The following is an 18,911-nucleotide window of genomic DNA, read 5'->3' as shown; positions in this document are numbered from 1 at the left end:
GAGAGAAACATGGGCAGCATTACCCTTCAGAAGGTTTCGAAGGTCTTCGGCGAAGCCAAGGTCATCCCTTCGATCGATCTCGACATCAAGGACGGCGAGTTCGTCGTCTTCGTCGGCCCGTCGGGCTGCGGCAAGTCCACGCTGCTGCGTCTCATCGCCGGGCTCGAGGACGTCTCCGGTGGCAAGATCGTCATCGACGGCAGGGACGCCACCGAAAAGGCGCCGTCTGAGCGCGGCCTTGCCATGGTGTTCCAGTCCTATGCGCTTTATCCGCATATGAGCGTTCGCAACAACATCGCTTTCCCGCTGAAGATGGCCGGCATCGACAAGGCCGAGATCGACCGCAAGGTGAGCGATGCGGCCCGGGTGCTCAATCTCACCGACTATCTCGAGCGCAAGCCGCGCCAGCTGTCCGGCGGTCAGCGTCAGCGCGTGGCGATCGGCCGCGCCATCGTACGCCAGCCTTCGGCCTTCCTGTTCGACGAACCGCTGTCCAACCTCGATGCGGCACTGCGTGTCAACATGCGCCTCGAAATCAGCGAGCTGCATCAGCAGCTGAAGACGACGATGGTCTATGTCACCCACGACCAAGTCGAGGCGATGACCATGGCCGACAAGATCGTCGTCCTGAACAGGGGCAATATCGAGCAGGTCGGCTCGCCGCTTGAACTCTACAGCCGCCCCCGCAACCTCTTCGTCGCCGGCTTCATCGGCTCGCCGAAAATGAACTTCATCACCGGCCAACATGCCGCCGCGCTGAACGCACATACCATCGGCGTTCGGCCTGAACATGTGGTGCTGTCGATGGAGAGCGGCGACTGGAAAGGCAGGGTCGTGGTCGCCGAACATCTCGGTTCCGACACCTTCCTGCATATCGATGCCGAGGGCCTCGGCATGTTGACGGCGCGCGGTAGCGGCGATTTCGCGGCGAAAGCGGGCGACACGGTCTTCCTGACGCCGGACCGTTCGCGTATTCACAAATTCAATGAGGGCGGCCTTGCCATCTGAAGCGGGCCGCCGGGCTGGGGGCAGGCATACGAGCCGGACGAGGACGCCCGGCCGTCTCGGCAAGACCTTCAAGAGGACTGAAACATGACGTGCAAATTATCGCTGGCAACGCTTTCGGATGTGGCGCGCAGTGCCGCCATCCCTGGATATGACAGGGCATCGCTGAAAGCCGGCATCGTGCACTTCGGCGTCGGCAATTTCCACCGTGCCCACCAGGCGATCTATCTCGACGATCTCTTCAACGCCGGCACGGATCACGACTGGGCGATCGTCGGCGCCGGTGTACTGCCGTCGGATGCCGCCATGCGCGAAAAGCTTGCGGCGCAGGATTTCCTGACGACGGTGGTCGAACAGGACAACAACAAGACGGCGGCGCGCGTCACGGCGCCGATGATCGACATCCTGCCGGTCGGCGATGCCACTGCGATCATCGCCAAGCTTGCCGATCCCGAGATCCGCATCGTCTCGATGACGATCACCGAGGGCGGCTATTTCATCGACGCATCAGGCATATTCAATCCGACCCATCCGGCGATCGCTGCCGACGGACAAAATCCCAACGCGCCGAAGACGGTGTTCGGCCTGATCGTCGCCGGCCTGAAGGCGCGCAAGGACAAGGGCATCGGACCCTTCACCGTGATGTCCTGCGACAATATTCCCCATAATGGCATCGTCACCGCCAATGCCGTCGTCGGCACGGCAGCACTTTCGGACCCAGCCTTTGCCGACTGGATCCGGGCGAATGTCGCCTTCCCGAACGGCATGGTCGACCGCATCACGCCGGCGACCAGCCAGCGCGAGGTCGATTTCCTCCGGGACAATTTTGAGATCGAAGACAGTTGGCCGGTCTATTGCGAGGAATTCAAGCAATGGGTGCTCGAGGATAAATTCACCGCCGGCCGGCCGGCGCTGGAAAAGGTCGGCGTCACCTTCGTTGCCGATGTCACGCCTTACGAGCATATGAAGATCCGCATCCTCAACGGCGGGCATGCCGCGATCGCCTATCCGGCGGCGCTGATGGACATTCATTTCGTTCATGATTCCATGGAAGACCCGTTGATCCGCGCCTTCCTCGCCAAGCTTGAGAAAGACGAGATCATCCCGATCGTGCCGCCGGTGCCGAACACGTCGCTGACGGATTATTTCGAGCTGATCGAACACCGCCTGCTCAATCCGAAGATTGCCGACACCATTCCACGTCTGGCGCAGGACGGCTCCAACCGCCAACCGAAATTCATCCTGCCATCGACGCTCGACAATCTGCGTCAGGGCAGGGACGTCGTCGGCCTAGCGCTGGTTTCAGCACTCTGGTGCCGTTATTTCGCTGGCAAGACCGACAGCGGCAAGGATATCGTCTTCAACGACGCGAGCGCCGAGCGCCTGCACGCGGCGGCGTTGAAAGCCAAGGACGATCCGGCCGCCTTCCTCGTTTTCGACGATATTTTCGGCGAAGTGGCGAAGTCCGAACTTTTCCGCAAGCGTTTCGCTTATGCTCTCAAAAGCCTGTGGGAAAAGGGCACGCGGGAGACGCTGCAGCTCTATCTCGACGGCAAGCTCGCAGTGTAAGGAATCCGGTGGCGGTATCTACTGCCGCCATTCATCCGGCCTTGCGAGTGAAGCGGGACGGTAACGCGTCCGAATTGAACTCAGGTTGGGTCTTGCATGGCTGATGCTGAAACACGGCTGGTGATCTTCGATTGCGATGGCGTACTCGTCGACAGCGAGCCGATCTCGATCAGCGTGCTCGTCGGGGCGATGAACGATCTCGGCGTTTCGATCACCGAGGACCAGGCCTATGAGCGTTTTCTTGGCCGCAGCCTGTCGACCCTCATCGATACGCTGGAAACCGAATTCAACGTCCATGCCGACGAGGAATTCCTCGAGCGTATCCGTATCGAACTCTACGCCCGTTTTCGCACGGAACTGAAGCCGATCGACGGTGTCGCCGCGGCGATCGACGGGCTTGGCGTTCGCTGCTGCGTAGCCTCGTCCAGCCAGATGGAACGAATCCGGCTGTCGCTGTCGGTGACCGGACTTCTCGACAAGCTGCCCGACATCTTCAGTGCGACGATGGTCAAGCGCGGCAAGCCGGCGCCCGATCTCTTCCTGCATGCGGCGCGTGAAATGCAAGTGTCGCCGGCTCATTGCCTTGTCGTCGAAGACAGTCCGGCCGGCATTGCCGCCGCCAAGGCGGCAGGCATGACGGTCTTTGCCTTCACCGGCGGATCACACGCCAATTTCGCCGGATATCGCGCCGAACTCGACCGCCTTTCGCCGGAAGTGGTGTTTGACGCCATGCCGGATTTGATACACCTTGTCCGCAACCATAAGCTGGACGGGACCAAGACTTGATGCGGGATCACGTGGTTGCGGTGGATATCGGCACCGGCAGCGCACGCGCCGGCGTCTTCGACGCACGCGGCCGATTGCTCGCCAAGGCCGAGCATCCGATCGTGATGAACCGGCCGCGCGAAAACCATGCCGAGCATGATTCCGAAGACATCTGGTCGGCCGCCTGCACGGCAGTGCGCAGGGCGATGGAGCAATCCGGCATCGCCGCCGCGGCGGTCGGAGCGATCGGCTTCGACGCCACCTGTTCGCTCGTCGTCCGTGACCTCGAGGGCCGGCAGCTCAGCGTTTCCACAGGTGGCGAGAGGCGTTTCGACACGATCGTCTGGCTCGATCACCGGGCGCTGACGGAAGCCGATTTCTGCACGGCGACAGAGCACAGGGTGCTCGAACATTCCGGCCACGTGATGTCGCCGGAAATGCAGATGCCGAAGCTGATGTGGCTGAAGACGAAGCTGCCCGCCACATGGGAAAAGGCCGGCTACTTCTTCGATCTCGCCGATTTCATGACGTGGAAATCGACCGGATCGCCCGCCCGTTCGCGCTGCACGCTGACGGCGAAATGGAACTATCTTGCCCATCTCGAAAAGGGCTGGCAGCAAGACTTCCTGGAGCGGATCGGCCTCGATGACCTTCAGGCGCGCGGCAACCTGCCGGATGAGACCACGCCCGTCGGAGACAGCCTCGGCCGGCTGACCGAGGAAGCGGCGGAAGCGCTAGGACTGACTGTGGACTGCCATGTCGCGGCCGGGATGATTGACGCCTATGCCGGTGCACTCGGCGCGCTCGGCGGCTATGCCCCAGATCCTGTCAAACGCGAGCATCAGCTGGCGCTGATTGCCGGCACGTCGAGCTGCATCGTTACCTTCTCGCGGGAGCGCAAGCCGAGCCATGGCATGTGGGGTCCCTATTACGAGGCTGTCTTCCCGCAGTCCTGGCTGGTGGAGGCCGGGCAATCGGCGACCGGCGCGCTGCTCGACCACATCGTGCGCATGCATGCGGCCGGCGGTGAGCCGACGGCGGCGCTGCATCAGAGGATCGTCGCGCGCATCGCCGAATTGCGGGCCGAGGAGGGCGCTGCCTTCGGTGCGCGGATCTTCGTGCTACCGGATTTCCATGGCAACCGTTCGCCGCTCGCCGATCCGCATGCGGTCGGCGTCGTCAGCGGACTGACGCTCGATACCTCCTTCGACGGGCTTTGCGCGCTTTATTGGCGTTCTGCGGTGGGGATTGCGCTCGGCATCCGCCATATCCTGGAAATGATGAAGGAATACGGTTACATGACCGATACGCTGCATATCGCCGGCGGACACGTGAAAAACCCGGTGCTGATGGAGCTTTATAGCGATGCGACCGGCTGCAAGGTCGTGGTGCCGAAGATGAACGAAGCGGTGCTGCTCGGCACGGCAATCGCAGCCTCCGTCGCCTGCGGCTTGTACAAGGATCTGGCGGCGGCCGGCGAGGCGATGTATCCGGGCGCCGACGAACGGCTTCCCAACAAGGCGAAGCAGGCGCTCTACGACCGCGACTACAGCCGTCTTCTTGCCATGCACCGGCACCGCGCCGAATTGGAAACGATGCAATAGGGCGCCGCCTAGAGCGTTTCCGTTTTTCTCCGAATCACGGAAATGCTCTATCTCTTTGTTTTTACGTAATTCCGGACGCAAAACCGCTTCGCACTTTTGCTGGAATTGCTCTAAGGACGCTCCATCATTTTGAATCTGCGCATAATCCTTTCCGGCAATCGATTCCGATTTTTGGGGTTATGCGCTGGCCTTTTAAATTAGTGGTTTGCCGTCTCGCCGAGGACGGTTGCAAATTCCATCATGCGGCGGCGGCGAAGTGCCGCCTCCTCTCCGACTTGGAGGATGACGGATTCCGACAGGCAGTCGAGCAGCGCGATCAGCGGCGGAAGGTTGTCAAGATCGGGGGCGCGAGCGGGCGGCAAGGGCAGCATGACGTTCGACTGGTCCGCCATCCAGTCCGCTTGCTGTGGTGAAATGAGCACGACCTTGTAGCCATAGCGCCGCGCCGTTCTGGCAAGCAGCCGTGCCTTGGCGAAGCGGCGACAGTCGATGATGACGAGCAGCGCGTCGTCGACCGCCAGCCGGGCGAAGAGTTCTGCAAAACGGTTGTCGGCGGCGTCGAGCGTACGCACGCCGTCGCGGGCTTGCGTCAGCCGCTGGCAGAAATGATTGGCCAGGCTTGAGAGCCGCGCATGCGTGGCGATCGACACTTCGCGGGCAGTGCTGATCAAACTGACGGCTTCCGACCAGTGCGGCTGCGCCGTCAGATGATAGATATGATGGAGGGCCTGGATCTGTTCGGCAACCAGCACGGCGAGCGGTTTGCCCTCGGCGGCGTCCGCATGCAGCTCGCTCATGGCGCTCTGCAATTGCGCCGGCGATGTCGTCACGGTCTCGCGAATCTCGACCTTGACGCTGTCCAATCCCTGGTAGCCGAGCGCGCGCAGGAAGCGCCCGACGGTCATCGGCGAAAGATCCAGCCTGTCGGCGACGGACGCAGCCGTCTCGAACGGCAGGTCGTTCAGGTGTTCGGTGAAATATTTCGCGATACGACGTTCCGCCGGCGTGCCGGTTTTTGCGTATTGCCTGAGTTTGTGCACAAAGTCTTCCACATCAGCCTCCCCCGTCTTCCCTCAGAGGCGTTCCGTGGGTGCGCTGCTGCGCCCCTTGTCTTTGCAACTATTCTCGGAAGCTGCTTCTCAGGCCCATGCGTATTTTTAGATGCGTCACAATATTATATTAGCATTCGGTTTTCGACAAGTTTTCTATTACAGAATGCAATTTTATTCTCTCTTGTCGATAGCCTCTGCCTTTCCTACATCTTCGGGCAACCGGAGACGCCAGAGACATGATTCTTGACGCCGCTCGACTATCGCTCGCCAATCTGTTCGCATCGGAAACACGTTCTGTCTTCTGGAAAGTGCTCGGCCTGACGATCCTCGTGCTGGTCGGCCTCTGGTTCGCGTTGCGCGGGGCCTTCATGGCCTTCCTTTTTCCCTGGCTCACGAGTTTCTTTCCCGATATGCCGGATTGGGCGGGGTGGTTCGCTTTCCTCTTCGCGATCCTTGCCGGTATCGGCCTTGCGCTGATGCTGGCGCTGCTGCTGTCGCCGGTCACGGCGTTGATCGCCGGCCTGTTTCTCGACGATGTCGCCGATGTCATCGAAAAGCGCGACTATCCCAAGGACGCGCCTGGGACCGCCATGCCGCTCGGTCCGGCGATGGCAAGCTCGATCAAGTTCCTCGGCGTGGTGATCCTCGGCAATATCGTGGCATTGTTGCTGCTGTTCATCCCCGGCGTCAATCTGGTCGCGTTCTTTCTGGTGAACGGCTACCTGCTCGGACGGGAATTCTTCGAGTTTGCGGCTATGCGCTCCCGTTCGCCTGATGAGGCGCGGCTCTTCCGCGCCAAGCACGCCTCCACCGTCTTTCTCGGCGGGCTGATGATCGCGCTCTTTCTAGCGATTCCATTCGTCAATCTTCTGACGCCGCTTTTCGCCGCCGGTATGATGGTGCATCTGCACAAGCTGATTTCGGCACGGGACACTGGGTTGCGGGCCTAGAGCCTTTCCGGGTTAGATTGAAGCATTCTGTTGGCTCAAACGGAGTCGGATGGTCGATCAGCCGGCGCGTTTCAGCCAACCCGAAGGGCCGGGCATCTTTTCGCCAGGGCAGAGGCGATCGGCTTGGACGTACCAAGAGGTATGCCCTTCGCCAATCGCCTCTGCCCTGGCGAAAACCTGCTCCGGCAGAATGCTGCAATCTAACCCGGAAAGGCTCCAAGGCTCAACCGGGCAAGGCGGAGGCGTCGTACATCGCCGCGAATTCGGCGCTCGGCGGGATCGGCTTGATGATGTCGATCAGCACGCCGTTCGGATCGGCGGTGATGAAATGCCGCTGGCCGAAATCCTCGTCGCGGATCTCTCTCAGAATTGGCAGGCCGGCGCTCCGGCAGGCTGCATAGATTGCATCGACATCGGCGACCTCGACATTGAGGAGCAGGCCGGACACCCTGCCGCGGGCTACGGCCGGGATGGTCTCGTGGCTGCCGTCAAGGATGGCAAGCGCGATATGATCCTCCTCTGCCGATTGCAGGTGAACATACCAGTCGCTTTCGAACAGAACTTTGAAGCCGAAATGCGTGCAATAGAAGCTGGCGGTGCCGGCAACGTCGTCGGTCATGATGACAGGATAATAGCTCGTCGATTTCATCTTTTTTCCTCCTTTTCATTTACGTACAATATGTATGTTTTTTTGCTATTAACATACATTCGGTTTGTATGTAAAGAAACCTGCATGAGCCGCAGCAATCGCGAGAGAACGGAACAGACGAGACAGGCGCTGATCGCTGCCGGTCGACGTCTCTTCGTCGAGAAAGGTTATGCCGAAACCGCGACGCCGGAGATCGTCGCGGCGGCAGGAGTGACGCGTGGCGCGCTCTACCATCATTTTGAAGACAAGAAGGCGCTTTTTCGCGCGGTTGTCGAATGCGAGGCGAAAGCGGTGGCCGAGGCGATCGAGGCGCGCTCAGGGTCCTACGACGCGCCGCATGCCGGGCTGATTGCCGGGGCCTCGGCCTATTTCGATGCGATGATGACGCCAGGGCGCACGCGGCTGCTGCTGATCGAGGCACCTGCCGTTCTCGGCCTGCCGGCGAGCGCGACGATCGATGCAGAGAATGCGGAAGCGACGCTGCGGGCAGGACTGGCAGCGATGCTTCCGGCGGCCGGCGCCCTGCTCGAACCGCTGACGTCGCTGCTATCGGCGGCCTTCGATCGCGCGGCGATCGCGATCGAGGCGGGCGCTGAACGGCGGCAGTACGAACAGGCGATCGCAGTTCTACTCGACGGCCTCGCCGATCACCTGCGGCGGTAGCTCGACCAGTGGTGCCGGCACATCCCAACTCTTTTCCGGCGATTTGCAGAGATCGGCAATGACGCAACGTTCGCATTCGGGGCGGCGCGCCTTGCAGGTGTAGCGGCCGTGCAGGATCAGCCAGTGATGCGCATGATAGAGGTAATGTTTCGGGATCACCTTCATCAGGCGTTCCTCGACCTCGTCAGGTGTCTTGCCGGGGGCGAGCCTGATGCGATTGGCGATGCGAAAGATGTGCGTGTCGACGGCCATCGTCGCCTGGCCGAAGGCCATGGAAAGCACGACATTGGCGGTCTTGCGACCGACGCCCGGCAGTCTCACCAGTTCATCGCGCGTCTCCGGCACCTTGCTACCGAATTGGTCGACCAGTATCTGCGAGAGCGCGATGACGTTTTTCGCCTTGTTGCGGTAGAGGCCGATCGTCCTGATGTAATCGCGCAGCCGATCCTCGCCGAGATCGAGCATCTTTTCCGGCGTATCGGCGACCTTGAAGAGCGCGCGCGTCGCCTTGTTGACGCCGACATCGGTCGCTTGCGCCGAAAGTGCCACGGCGACGACGAGCGTGAAGGGGTTGGTGTGCTCGAGCTCGCCCCTCGGTTCCGGCCGCTGTACCGAGAAGCGGCGGAAGATCTCCTCGCGCTCGGGCAATGAATAGGCCGTTCGCACTGCTGCCGCGGGTTTGCGGCGGGCAATCACATTCGTGCCCTGCGGCGTCTTGATAACGGATTTGAGTTTCGGATTCGCCATGGACAATCTATACTCAACGGCCATGATGGAAAGCAACGCCGACAGCTTCAACGAGCAGCCTGTTTTTGCCGCCGAGCTCTTTCCCCACCGGTCGCTCGGCCGCCGGGGGTTCAAGGTGCTGCTTGCCCTGTCCGGTGCAGTTTGCTTGCTTTACGGCACTTTCTTCATCGCGACGGGGGCATGGCCGATCGGCTTCTTTTTCGGACTGGATTTCGTGCTTCTCTACGGCGCCTTCTGGCTGAATTATCGCTCCGGGAAAGCGCGCGAACAGGTGACGGTGTCGCGCACTGATGTGTCGGTGCGTAAGTTTACGCCATCAGGACGGATGGTGGAGCACCACTTCAATCCGTTCTGGGCGCGCTTCCTGGTTCGCCGGCACCAGGAGATCGGCATCCTTTCCATGCATATCTTCGGCGAGGGTCGGCGCACGGATATCGGCTCCTTCCTCAATCCCGACGATCGCGAAAGCTTCGCCAAGGCCTTCAAGGGAGCACTGGCGACGGTCAAGCAGCGGATCTGAACCTATCCGACAGTTGCGCAAGAATCGGGTGGTCTGCGCACGCCCACTTGACTATCTCCTGGTTACAAGGAGAAAGACGATGAATATGATTGCCAACCTGCAGACAGACATCACGCCTGACGGCCCTGATTATGACATTGTCCGTCGGGTGATCGAACTCATCACCGAGGATTATCGCGACCAGCCTTCGCTGGAGGCGATCGCGGCGCGGCTCAACCAGTCGCCGACCCAGCTGCAGAAGACCTTCACCCGCTGGGCCGGGCTATCGCCCAAGGGCTTCCTGCAGGCGGTGACGCTCGACCACGCCAAGCGGCTGCTGCGCAAGGAAGACATGCCGCTGCTCGAGACCTCGATCGAGGTCGGCCTCTCCGGGCCGAGCCGCCTGCACGACCTTTTTGTCACCCATGAGGCGATGTCGCCTGGCGAATGGAAGGCCAAGGGCGGGGGTCTCACCATCCGCTACGGCTTCCATATCTGCCCCTTCGGCATGGCGCTGATCATGGTGACCGACCGCGGCCTTGCCGGCCTTGCCTTCAGCGATTCCGGCGACGAGAGGGCCTGCCTCGAAGACATGACCTGCCGTTGGCCGAACGCCTGTTATGTTGAGGACCTGCAGGCGACTGTGCCTTATGCCGCCCGCATCTTCGAACCCGGCAAATGGTCCTCTGACCAGCCGTTGCGCGTCGTGCTGATCGGCACGGACTTCCAGGTGAGCGTCTGGGAAAGCCTCCTGAAGATCCCGTTCGGCAAGGCCGTCACCTATTCCGATATCGCCAACGATATCGGCCGGCCGACGGCGCAACGCGCGGTGGGTGCGGCGGTCGGGGCAAACCCGATCTCCTTCGTGGTCCCCTGCCACCGGGCGGTCGGCAAGGACGGCACCCTGACGGGCTACCACTGGGGCCTCACCCGCAAGCGGGCGATGCTTGGCTGGGAATCGGCGCACGCCTGATGGCATTTCCCGGGGCGGAGCGGCGTTCGTTCGCCGCTTATCGCTCCGCCACTTCCCCCTGCTGGGGAGAAATGGCAGACGGTGATGCCTCGGCCAGTTCCAGCAGCGCCCGGGCAGCACTTTCATCGGTGATCAGCGTGTTGCAGCCGATGCGCTTGATCGTGGCGCGGATCGCCACGGCCCGATGGGCGCCGCCGGAGGAGAGCACGATGTGCTTTGCCTCCTTCAGCGTGTCGAGATCGACGGACATGACGCGCCGATTGATCGAGTGGTCGACCGAATTGCCGTCCCTGTCGAGGAAGTTGAACATCGTGTCGCAGACGCAGCCGGCATCGATCAGTTGCTGCAGCTCGGCCTTCGATATCCAGCCCTCCGACAGCGAGGTCGAATGCGGGCCGATATCGCCGCAGCTGACGATCGCCAGATCGAGGTTCTCCGCGAGGCGATAGATCGTGTCCAACCCGCATTTCTCGATCAGATTGCGCTTGGTCTCGATGGAATCGACGAGAAGCGGCGCCAGGAACATGTAGCATTCGGCGCCAAGCTGGTTTGCCAGCCGCCATGTGTAATCGATCGGATTCGTCTGATGCACGGCGACGATGCCGCCCAGCAGCGAGACGACTTTGCAATTGGTGCGGCGCGGCGGCCGGAAGCTCGACAGCGAGGCGGTCATTGTGCGGCCCCAGCCGACGCCGATGGTATAGTCGTCCGGGATGGCTTCGGAGAGGAACTGGCCAAGCGCCAGGCCGACATTTTTAGCCAGCGAATTCACATCACCATTGACCGGCGCAGGGACGACGATCGCCTCGTCGAGGCCATAGGCACGCTCCAGCTTCACCGAAAGTTCAACGCAGTCATCGATCGAATCGTTGATCCAGATCTGGACTTCGCTGCGCTTCATCGCCTCGTCGAGCAGACGGATCACCGTCGTGCGGCTGATGCCGAGCTGTTCGGCGACGTCCTTCTGGGTCAGACCCTCGTTATAATAGAGCCATGCCGCCCTGAGCCGAAGCGAGGATGCCTCCGAATATGCCGTGTGCGTGCCGCGTTTGAGCTTGACCACATCTCCTCCGCACGATTTCCTGCCTCCTGCATAATTCCTTAAATCGGGATCGATTTAAGGATAAAATTATGCAGTAATTCAAAGTGTTACAGCGTCCTTAGCGCGTCCGAAAAGACGCGCGGCGCTGTAATCCCTTATGGGATGAAGGCCTTAGCGACGCTTTTGTTGCCGGGGATAATGACGGGTGTGACACTTATGTCAATTGAAATGCACAAATGTCCTTGACTTTTCGTAAGGCGAATGGCGATAGTCTGGGTGACACACGTCGTTCTTGTCCGTCCGAGGAGGACATAGTGCGGGCATGCCGAAAGTCACGACCGGCCTTCCAGCCGCAGGCGGCATCGCTTGCCTGCGAGCAACCGTTCGTTCGCGGCCGGAACACGGCCACTGTCCTTCACGTTTATGAATCATCCGTGACGGATGCGCGCATTTTCGCCTGCAGCATGCAAACAACCTGTCGGTAGATCACCTTTGCCCGGCGGAACTCGCGCCGGTCGCAGCCCAAGTTCAACAAGGATTATTGACCATGACATCCAAGCTTGACCAACTCCGCGAGATTACCACCGTGGTCGCCGATACCGGCGACATCGAGGCCGTCGCACGCCTGAAGCCTGTGGATTGCACGACGAACCCGAGCATCGTGCTCAAGGCTCTCGGCACGCCGATGTTCGCCGACGCCATCAAGGAAGCTGTTGCCTGGGGCAAGAAACAGGGCGGCAATCCCGAAGCCGTTTCATCCGCCGTCGCCGATCGTCTTGCCATCTCCGTCGGCGCAGCCCTGGTGAAGCTCGTCCCGGGCCGCGTCTCGACCGAAGTCGACGCCGATCTTTCCTTCGATACCGAGGCTTCGCTTGCCAAGGCGCGGGCAATCATCGCGGCCTACAAGGATCGCGGCATCGGCCAGGACCGCATCCTGATCAAGCTCGCTTCCACCTGGGAAGGCATCCGTGCTGCGGAAGTGCTGCAGAAGGAAGGCATCGACTGCAACCTGACGCTTCTCTTCAGCAAGGCCCAGGCGATCGCCTGCGCCGACGCCAAAGTGTTCCTGATCTCGCCCTTCGTCGGCCGCATCCTCGACTGGTACAAGAAGTCGACCGGCAAGGACTACACGCCTGAGGAAGATCCGGGCGTCATCTCCGTCCGTGAAATCTACAACTACTACAAGGCGAACGACATCAAGACGATCGTCATGGGCGCCTCCTTCCGCAGCGCCGGAGAAATCGAAGCCCTTGCCGGCTGCGACCGCCTGACCATCAGCCCGAACCTGCTCGATGAACTGGCCAAGGATGAAGGCAAGCTGGAGCGCAAGCTCTCGCCGGAGAGCCGCAAGCCGGATCCGAAGGTCTCCGTCGACGAGAAGACCTTCCGTTGGATGATGAACGAAGACGCGATGGCGACGGAAAAACTCGCCGAAGGCATCCGCGCCTTCGCCAAGGATCTCGGAACGCTGCGCACCATGGTGCAGAAGGAACTGCAGCTCGCCGCCGCCTGATCAGGCGCGGCATACAATCGGAGGCGCGGCTGCTGGCTGGCAGGCGCGCCTTTTTCATGCTGTTTTCAAGGGCATATGTTGTCGGAGACCAATATGGCGGATGAGGAACGGGCAAATTCGCTTGCGGCATTTGCCTACAAGCATGCGAGCTTCATCATCGCCGTTGTTGCCGGACTGGTGATTTTCTTGGCTGTGACCTCGCGCGACGTCAGCGCCGGCAACATCCTGTTCGGCTGGAATGTCAGCGCCGGCGTTTTTGTCGCGCTCAGCTGGCGCAAGATGCTGCGGGCGACGGTTGAAAGCATCCGGAAACGCTCGGCGGATCTCGATTTCTCCGACACCGTCCTCTTGGCTCTTTCGATCGGTGCGGCACTTGCCAGCGTTGCCGGGATCGGCCTGGAGCTTCATTCGATCAAGGAGGCGGCACCTGATGTTGCGCTGGCACGGGCAGGTGTTGCGGTTCTGACGATCCTGATCTCATGGATCTTCCTGCATACACTCTTCACCATCCACTATGCCCATTATTTCTACGGCGGGGCGGACGAGGAGGGCGGGCTCAAGTTTCCTGACGGGATCGAAGAGCCCGGCTACTGGGATTTCCTCTATTTCTCCTTCACCATCGGTGTTGCCGCGCAGACGGCAGATGTTGCGGTCAGTTCGACCAGCATGCGCAAGCTGACGCTGTTGCATGCCGTGCTGTCGTTTCTGTTCAATACGACGATCCTGGCGCTTGCGATCAATGTCGGGGCGAGCCTGCTTTAGATCATCAAAAAGCAGAATATGATGTCATCCGAAAACCGCTCACACTTTTAGGTATCATGCTCTCGCCGCCGCCCTGAAGAAGGACTCGAACTCGGCTAGGTCGCCGGCGGCGAGATCCGAAATCGCCCAGAACACGAGCCCGCCATCCGACCATTGCGTCATGTTGTAGCCGTCATGCACCGCCGTCGTCTGCGCGGCCGATGCCGCCGGCCAGATGAACAGGTTGATGACATGGCCATGGCGCCGGTAGACGAGGGCCGCCACGGCGCGATCGCCGATATAGTCGACACGTCCGCCGACCAGCGGAAAGCCATCCTTGGCGAGATCGCTGACCGGCGGCGAAAAATCGATCTTGCCGTTGAACCAAGGTTTTACTGTATGCTGATCCGAGGTCAGCACGTCGGTCAGATGATCGGCCATCATCGACCTGACATGGCTTGCCATGATCTGGTTCTGCAAAAGCACGGTCTGCGACGGCGCGTTGACAAATAGGATGGCGGCTGCCGCCAGGACCGCGAGCGAAGGCACGAAGCTCCATTGCCGAATGAAATCCATGGCGCGGCGCCAGACAGGCGCCTGGAGTGGCGGGGGCAGGCTGGACGCCGCCGCTGCCTGTTCGAATGACAACATCGACAGGACCTGCGAACGCAGTGCCTCCGGCGGTCGCCACTTGACGCCATCCTGATCGATGATCTTTCTCACGGCACGGACCCTTTCCATCTCCGCCCCGCAATGCGCGCAGGTGGCGAGATGATCCTCGAATTGCGCTGCATGGGCGGAATCCAGCTCGCCATCGACAAAGCCGTGCAGCATGACGCGCCATTCCGGGCAGCCTTTCCGTTGGGCTTCACTCATCCTGCGGTCTCGCTCTTGTTGCATGCATCCCAGGCTTCGCCAAAGTCACGCCGTGCCCTGGCAAGCCGCGACATGACAGTGCCAATCGGCGCATCGATGATCTCGGCGATCTGCCGGTAGGAGAGATCTTCAAGCTCGCGCAAGACAAGAATTTCCCGCATCGCCTCCGGCAGCCGGCTGATAACAGCGCGCACGCGCTGCTGCTCGCTTCGCCGGATCGTTTCTGTCTCCGGCGAATCCTCCTCCGAGGCGATCTGGTACTCACCACCCTCATCAGGGTCAGCGTAGCCATCATTGCCCATAGGCTGCTCGAACCGCGCTTTGCGGCGATCCTGCTGGCGCCAGACATGGCAGCAGTTCCTGACGATGGCAAAGAGCCAGGCGCGCGGATCGCCACCGCGATAAGTTTCGAAATTGCGGTAGGCGCGCAAGAACGCCTCCTGGACGATGTCCTGCGCCGCATCCGCATCGCGGCTGAGGAAGCGGGCAAAATTATAGGCCGCGTCAAGATGTGGAAGGATCATGTGCTGAAAGCGCTGCATGAACTCGTGCTGCACGGTCGCATCTGCTGTCGAAGCGATCGGATCGCTGCTCGATTTCTCCGAGACCATGAGGTGGAAGAGCCGCGCCGCGCCGTCGAGAAATATCGCCAGCGGTGATGGTCGAATGCGGGTCTCCGACGCTTGCCGGGCCAGCGCCATCCAGTCGGTCGATCCGACGGGATAGGTGATCTGAGCGTTTGTCATCATCCTCCCTGCCTCAACAGCAGCCGAATTTAAGCGCGAGACCTGCGGGCATGCAATGCGGTCCCTTGCCATCTAGACCGATCGGCACGCGGTTTTATTCCACGTCGAGGCCAATTTATTTGGAGGCAGCGGGATACCAAAGACCAAAGTTAGAAATCAGCACGTCTTTTCAATCGCTTGAAGAAATAACGCCCGACACCGGGAATAAGCGTTCCCCGCCGGCGATCTAGTTCGTCAGCGAGGACATTTGAACAATTGCGGTCTTCGCCACCAGAAATGCCATCAACAAGAGGAGGCATATTCATGTTTACCATGTCACGTCGCGCCGTCCTGGGATCGGCTGCCGCGGCGGCTGCATTCGGTCTGTCGTCGAAACTCGAATTCGTCATGCCGGCGCTTGCCGCAACACCGCTGGAGCCGATGGTCGGCTTCTACAAATACAAAGTCGGGGATGTCGAGGTCACGGCAATCTACGATGGCATCTGGAGAAAGCCGCATGACCCGGCCTTCATCAAGAATGCCTCGATCGAGGATACCAAGGAGGCGCTATCGAAAGCCGGGCTTACCACCGAGTTCATGCCGATCCCGCTGACTGTCGTGGTCCTGAAGCTCGGTAACCGCCTGATCATGATGGATGCCGGCTCGGGCGTCGGCCAGTGGCAGGAAAATGCCACCCATCTGCCGGCGAACATGGCCGCGGCGGGGATCGACTACGAGAAGATCGATACGATCATGATCTCGCATTTCCATCCCGACCATGTCTGGGGACTGATGGAAAAGGGCACTAACAATCCCGTCTTCCCGAATGCCGAGCTCATCGTCAATGCCGACGAATACAATTGGTGGACCGCGCCCGGCCGCGTCGAAAAGCTTGCCGAAGGCCGCAAGCCGGCAGGCAAGCGCATCGCCGAGGTCTTTCCGAAATGGAAGAACTGGAAGCTCGTCGCCGATGGCGCTGAAGTCGCACCCGGCGTGCAGCTTGTCGCCGCGCCCGGCCACACGCCCGGCCATTCGACCTATCTTGTCGCCTCCGGCAGCAAGCAACTGCTCGTCTCGGCCGATATCATGTATGTGCCGGCGCTGCTCGCACCCCATCCTGAATGGCAGGGCAGCTACGACCAGGATGGGCCGACGGCCATCGACACGCGCCGCCGTCTTATCGACCGCATCATTGCCGACAATATCGCGATTTGCGGCTCACATTTCCCATTCCCTGGCTCCGGCACCTTTGTCAAGGACGGAAGCGCCTATGGCTTCACGCCGACAATCCAGGCCTGAAAGGCCGAAAGGAGATCACCATGACGAAATATGCAATTCTCGGATACATCTGGCTTTGCGCTATATCCGCAGGCTTCTCCGCGGTGACGGCGCTTCCCGCCTTTGCCGTCGACAACATGCAATCGACCGACGCTCCCGACCTGACCTCGGTGCGCGCCAAGATCGATGCCAAGGACTATGCTGGTGCGTTGGCAGAGCTTCGCGGCCTTGCCGAAGACAACCAGCAGGCGGATGTCTATAATCTGATGGGATATACGCTGCGCAAGACGGGCGACTACAGAACGTCGCTGACCTACTACACTAAGGCGCTAGAGCTGCAGCCAGATCACAGGGCGGCGCGTGAATATCTCGGCGAACTCTATGTCGAGACGGGCGAGATGGCCAAGGCGGAGGAGCAGGTGTCATCGCTGAAGCAACTTTGTCCGAGCGGCTGCGACGAACTCGAAGACCTGCAAAAGGTCATCGCGGCCAAGGGCGGCAATTGACAAGCATATGAACGCAAGAGCAGGCGGGAGAGCCGCCTGCTCTTCTAACTGGAGGGTATGATGGAAAACGCGTCAAGCCGGCCTCGACTGGCCGATCTCATTCTTCTCCTCGGCAGGCTTCTGCTGTCGCTGATCTTCCTGCACGAAGGTTGGTCACTCGCGGCAGATGTCACCGCGACCATCGACACTTTCGCGAAACTGGGGCTGTCGGCACCGGTCGCGCTTGCCACCATTGCCCTTCAGATCGGCGCCGGCCTTTCCGTTGCGACAGGGCTCCTCAGCCGGCTTGGCGCACTGGCGCTGGCGCTCTTCTGTCTGGCGACCGCCTTGCTCTTTCACACGAATTTTGAGAGCCAGAACGAGCTGCTGCATTTCGAGAAGGACCTGGCGATTGCCGGCGGCATGTTCGTCCTGGCGGTTTCGGGTGCGGGATCGATATCGATCGACAAGCTGCTGAGAAAGCAAACAAACAGAATGCATCCTTGGCTCAGGGCGGTGTTGTCCTGAATGCGCTCCGAAATCCGAAGGCCCGATGAATTTCACGAGCCCTCAGTGGCGCAATAAAACCGAATAAAACCGAACAAACAGAAGCGTCGATGCGGGCTACACTTTTGGCGACAGGTCAGGAGTGTGCCAGTGATGTCTTCCGCGCAAAACAATCAGCAAAAGCCAATTCTCGTCTTTCTCGGAAAAGACGCTGCCTGCGACATCGTCTCGAAATTGAATGAGAGCGGATATGTCGCGGCGGCCGTGTCCTCGGTGCCGGAGCTCTTCGACGCCTTGCGTTCGGACCGATATTTTCTGGCGGTAACGATGCGATCGGATATCGACATGGTCCGAAACATCAAGCCGATACCGGTCGTCAACCTGGAGGTGTTCTTCCATACTGTCCAGTCGGCCACGAAGTCCGTCCGCTCCTCGAAGGAGTTCGACAGCGACGCATTTCTGAGAAGGATAACGGCCCTCACGGTGTCAAGGACAGGCAGGGTTAGTGCAGTCCGAAGACGTCCGGCCGCAAACGAGACAGTGATTGCAAGCACGGCGAAGGCATCCCGGTGGCGCGCCGCCACATCCCTTCTGTTAAGTCGCCGCGCCGCGCCCGGCGCAGAACGGGCCGATTAGACGTGGGCGCATTCTCATCCCCGACGGACCGGTCTTCACCCGGTTCAGATCTCGATGACCGTGCCCCGTCTCTCCGGCTCTCCACGCTGCGCAACGTTCCGGACGGATCCTATGGGCATCTTTCTGCCGGGTTTCATCGGCTTGAAAGCGTCATTCCGAAACCAGAACTTCTTACTTGGTGCGGGTGTCTTCTCATGTTTCAGTTGATCGGGGCAGCGTCAGCGAGCGGATATATCATCACGGCGTTATTCCTGCTGGTGGCGCTCGGTCGTTTCGCCAGACACATCCTCGATAGACTGACCGCACGGCTGCCGAAGCGCTCGGCATTTAAGCATTACACGACTGCGGTCGTCTCGCTGGTGTTCTTTTGCCTGCTGGTCATTCGAATGTGTTTCATCGCCACCGTCATCATCGATAGCGCAATCCAAGGTGAGCATGTGGAAGTCAGCGGTGACCCCGAAAGGCAGTTTTGACGGCGGACTCCGTATCTGAAATCCCGCAACATATCTCAACATTATCGAATATAGCATTGCACGACACTTGATATCCTGAGGGCGGAGATGTGTCGGCGGCGACAGATCGTGTGGTGTCTGAACGCTGGGGAGATTAACCACTGCGGTTGACAGTGGCCG

21 protein-coding genes are annotated in these 18,911 nt (G+C 60.4%); 15 read left to right on the top strand and 6 right to left on the bottom strand.

All coding sequences use genetic code 11. The features are described 5' to 3' along the window. Nucleotides 1-9 precede the first annotated feature (9 nt). From RLCC275e_RS19060 to RLCC275e_RS19045, 4 genes are all read left to right on the top strand, one after another. Nucleotides 10-1,008 (top strand): ABC transporter ATP-binding protein, encoded by a 999-nt coding sequence (locus tag RLCC275e_RS19060; protein WP_033179584.1) that lies wholly within the window; start codon nucleotides 10-12, stop codon nucleotides 1,006-1,008. A gap of 84 nt (nucleotides 1,009-1,092) precedes the next feature. Further along, nucleotides 1,093-2,574 carry a mannitol dehydrogenase family protein gene (locus RLCC275e_RS19055; protein ID WP_033179585.1) on the top strand — a complete coding sequence of 494 codons (1,482 nt, stop codon included), beginning with the start codon at nucleotides 1,093-1,095 and terminating at the stop codon, nucleotides 2,572-2,574. Nucleotides 2,575-2,670: 96 nt separating this feature from the next. Continuing rightward, entirely contained in the window at nucleotides 2,671-3,360 is a 690-nt protein-coding gene (locus RLCC275e_RS19050; RefSeq protein WP_033179586.1) for an HAD family hydrolase, read from the top strand. Further along, nucleotides 3,360-4,943, top strand: a complete 1,584-nt coding sequence (locus RLCC275e_RS19045) for an FGGY-family carbohydrate kinase (RefSeq protein ID WP_033179587.1) — start codon at nucleotides 3,360-3,362, stop codon at nucleotides 4,941-4,943. The genes RLCC275e_RS19050 and RLCC275e_RS19045 overlap by 1 nt, the downstream gene beginning before the upstream one ends. Before the next feature lie 197 nt (nucleotides 4,944-5,140). Here RLCC275e_RS19045 and RLCC275e_RS19040 read toward each other — a convergent pair whose 3' ends face one another. Further along, nucleotides 5,141-5,995: a MurR/RpiR family transcriptional regulator gene (locus RLCC275e_RS19040; RefSeq protein WP_003553009.1), complete on the bottom strand. Its 855-nt coding sequence runs from the start codon at nucleotides 5,993-5,995 to the stop codon at nucleotides 5,141-5,143. A gap of 236 nt (nucleotides 5,996-6,231) precedes the next feature. Here RLCC275e_RS19040 and RLCC275e_RS19035 point away from each other — a divergent pair, with 236 nt between their 5' ends. Next, nucleotides 6,232-6,945 (top strand): sulfate transporter family protein, encoded by a 714-nt coding sequence (locus tag RLCC275e_RS19035; protein WP_003553007.1) that lies wholly within the window; start codon nucleotides 6,232-6,234, stop codon nucleotides 6,943-6,945. 223 nt (nucleotides 6,946-7,168) lie between these two features. Here RLCC275e_RS19035 and RLCC275e_RS19030 read toward each other — a convergent pair whose 3' ends face one another. Continuing rightward, nucleotides 7,169-7,594 carry a VOC family protein gene (locus RLCC275e_RS19030; RefSeq protein ID WP_033179588.1) on the bottom strand — a complete coding sequence of 142 codons (426 nt, stop codon included), beginning with the start codon at nucleotides 7,592-7,594 and terminating at the stop codon, nucleotides 7,169-7,171. Between the two features lie 84 nt (nucleotides 7,595-7,678). On the opposite strand from RLCC275e_RS19030, the gene RLCC275e_RS19025 reads away from it, so the two are divergent. Beyond that, nucleotides 7,679-8,257: a TetR/AcrR family transcriptional regulator gene (locus RLCC275e_RS19025; RefSeq protein WP_033179589.1), complete on the top strand. Its 579-nt coding sequence runs from the start codon at nucleotides 7,679-7,681 to the stop codon at nucleotides 8,255-8,257. Here the strand turns inward: RLCC275e_RS19025 and nth are convergent. Next, a complete protein-coding gene (gene nth / locus RLCC275e_RS19020; protein ID WP_171816880.1) occupies nucleotides 8,222-9,028 on the bottom strand; it encodes an endonuclease III in 807 nt (268 codons plus the stop codon). The genes RLCC275e_RS19025 and nth overlap by 36 nt on opposite strands. On the opposite strand from nth, the gene RLCC275e_RS19015 reads away from it, so the two are divergent. Both RLCC275e_RS19015 and RLCC275e_RS19010 read left to right on the top strand, forming a co-directional pair. Next, the gene (locus RLCC275e_RS19015; RefSeq protein ID WP_033180611.1) at nucleotides 9,027-9,524 is read left to right on the top strand and encodes a DUF2244 domain-containing protein; all 498 of its coding nucleotides are present in this window, start codon (nucleotides 9,027-9,029) and stop codon (nucleotides 9,522-9,524) included. The genes nth and RLCC275e_RS19015 overlap by 2 nt on opposite strands. Before the next feature lie 79 nt (nucleotides 9,525-9,603). Next, nucleotides 9,604-10,476 (top strand): methylated-DNA--[protein]-cysteine S-methyltransferase, encoded by an 873-nt coding sequence (locus RLCC275e_RS19010; protein WP_033179591.1) that lies wholly within the window; start codon nucleotides 9,604-9,606, stop codon nucleotides 10,474-10,476. Nucleotides 10,477-10,513: 37 nt separating this feature from the next. On the opposite strand, the gene RLCC275e_RS19005 is transcribed toward RLCC275e_RS19010, so the two are convergent. Continuing rightward, on the bottom strand, nucleotides 10,514-11,539 hold the full coding sequence (locus RLCC275e_RS19005) for a sugar-binding transcriptional regulator (RefSeq protein ID WP_033179592.1): 1,026 nt from the start codon (nucleotides 11,537-11,539) through the stop codon (nucleotides 10,514-10,516). A 526-nt stretch (nucleotides 11,540-12,065) separates the two neighbouring features. Here RLCC275e_RS19005 and tal point away from each other — a divergent pair. Both tal and RLCC275e_RS18995 read left to right on the top strand, forming a co-directional pair. Beyond that, nucleotides 12,066-13,031 carry a transaldolase gene (gene tal, locus RLCC275e_RS19000; RefSeq protein WP_033179593.1) on the top strand — a complete coding sequence of 322 codons (966 nt, stop codon included), beginning with the start codon at nucleotides 12,066-12,068 and terminating at the stop codon, nucleotides 13,029-13,031. Nucleotides 13,032-13,124: 93 nt separating this feature from the next. After that, nucleotides 13,125-13,793 carry a DUF1345 domain-containing protein gene (locus tag RLCC275e_RS18995; RefSeq protein ID WP_033179594.1) on the top strand — a complete coding sequence of 223 codons (669 nt, stop codon included), beginning with the start codon at nucleotides 13,125-13,127 and terminating at the stop codon, nucleotides 13,791-13,793. A gap of 54 nt (nucleotides 13,794-13,847) precedes the next feature. Here RLCC275e_RS18995 and RLCC275e_RS18990 read toward each other — a convergent pair whose 3' ends face one another. Both RLCC275e_RS18990 and RLCC275e_RS18985 read right to left on the bottom strand, forming a co-directional pair. Next, on the bottom strand, nucleotides 13,848-14,648 hold the full coding sequence (locus RLCC275e_RS18990) for an anti-sigma factor family protein (protein ID WP_033179595.1): 801 nt from the start codon (nucleotides 14,646-14,648) through the stop codon (nucleotides 13,848-13,850). Beyond that, nucleotides 14,645-15,397: a sigma-70 family RNA polymerase sigma factor gene (locus RLCC275e_RS18985; protein WP_033179596.1), complete on the bottom strand. Its 753-nt coding sequence runs from the start codon at nucleotides 15,395-15,397 to the stop codon at nucleotides 14,645-14,647. Before RLCC275e_RS18985 ends, RLCC275e_RS18990 begins: the two co-directional genes overlap by 4 nt. Nucleotides 15,398-15,697: 300 nt before the next feature. Between RLCC275e_RS18985 and RLCC275e_RS18980 the strand changes: the two genes are divergently transcribed. The 5 genes from RLCC275e_RS18980 to RLCC275e_RS18965 all read left to right on the top strand — a co-directional run bounded on the left by RLCC275e_RS18980 (nucleotide 15,698) and on the right by RLCC275e_RS18965 (nucleotide 18,752). After that, the gene (locus tag RLCC275e_RS18980; protein WP_033179597.1) at nucleotides 15,698-16,672 is read left to right on the top strand and encodes an MBL fold metallo-hydrolase; all 975 of its coding nucleotides are present in this window, start codon (nucleotides 15,698-15,700) and stop codon (nucleotides 16,670-16,672) included. Nucleotides 16,673-16,692: 20 nt separating this feature from the next. Further along, nucleotides 16,693-17,157, top strand: coding sequence for a tetratricopeptide repeat protein (locus RLCC275e_RS18975; RefSeq protein WP_033179598.1), 465 nt, complete (start codon nucleotides 16,693-16,695; stop codon nucleotides 17,155-17,157). Nucleotides 17,158-17,214: 57 nt separating this feature from the next. After that, entirely contained in the window at nucleotides 17,215-17,664 is a 450-nt protein-coding gene (locus RLCC275e_RS18970) for a DoxX family protein (RefSeq protein WP_033179599.1), read from the top strand. Between the two features lie 123 nt (nucleotides 17,665-17,787). Then, nucleotides 17,788-18,279 carry a hypothetical protein gene (locus tag RLCC275e_RS34310; protein WP_033179600.1) on the top strand — a complete coding sequence of 164 codons (492 nt, stop codon included), beginning with the start codon at nucleotides 17,788-17,790 and terminating at the stop codon, nucleotides 18,277-18,279. A 194-nt stretch (nucleotides 18,280-18,473) separates the two neighbouring features. Further along, nucleotides 18,474-18,752: a hypothetical protein gene (locus RLCC275e_RS18965; RefSeq protein ID WP_033179601.1), complete on the top strand. Its 279-nt coding sequence runs from the start codon at nucleotides 18,474-18,476 to the stop codon at nucleotides 18,750-18,752. Nucleotides 18,753-18,911 lie beyond the last annotated feature (159 nt).

This window comes from Rhizobium brockwellii (assembly GCF_000769405.2).
GTDB classification, from domain to species: Bacteria; Pseudomonadota; Alphaproteobacteria; order Rhizobiales; family Rhizobiaceae; genus Rhizobium; species Rhizobium brockwellii.
The sequence above is the reverse complement of the archived record's forward strand: the minus strand, read 5'-3'. Positions and strand labels throughout refer to the sequence as shown.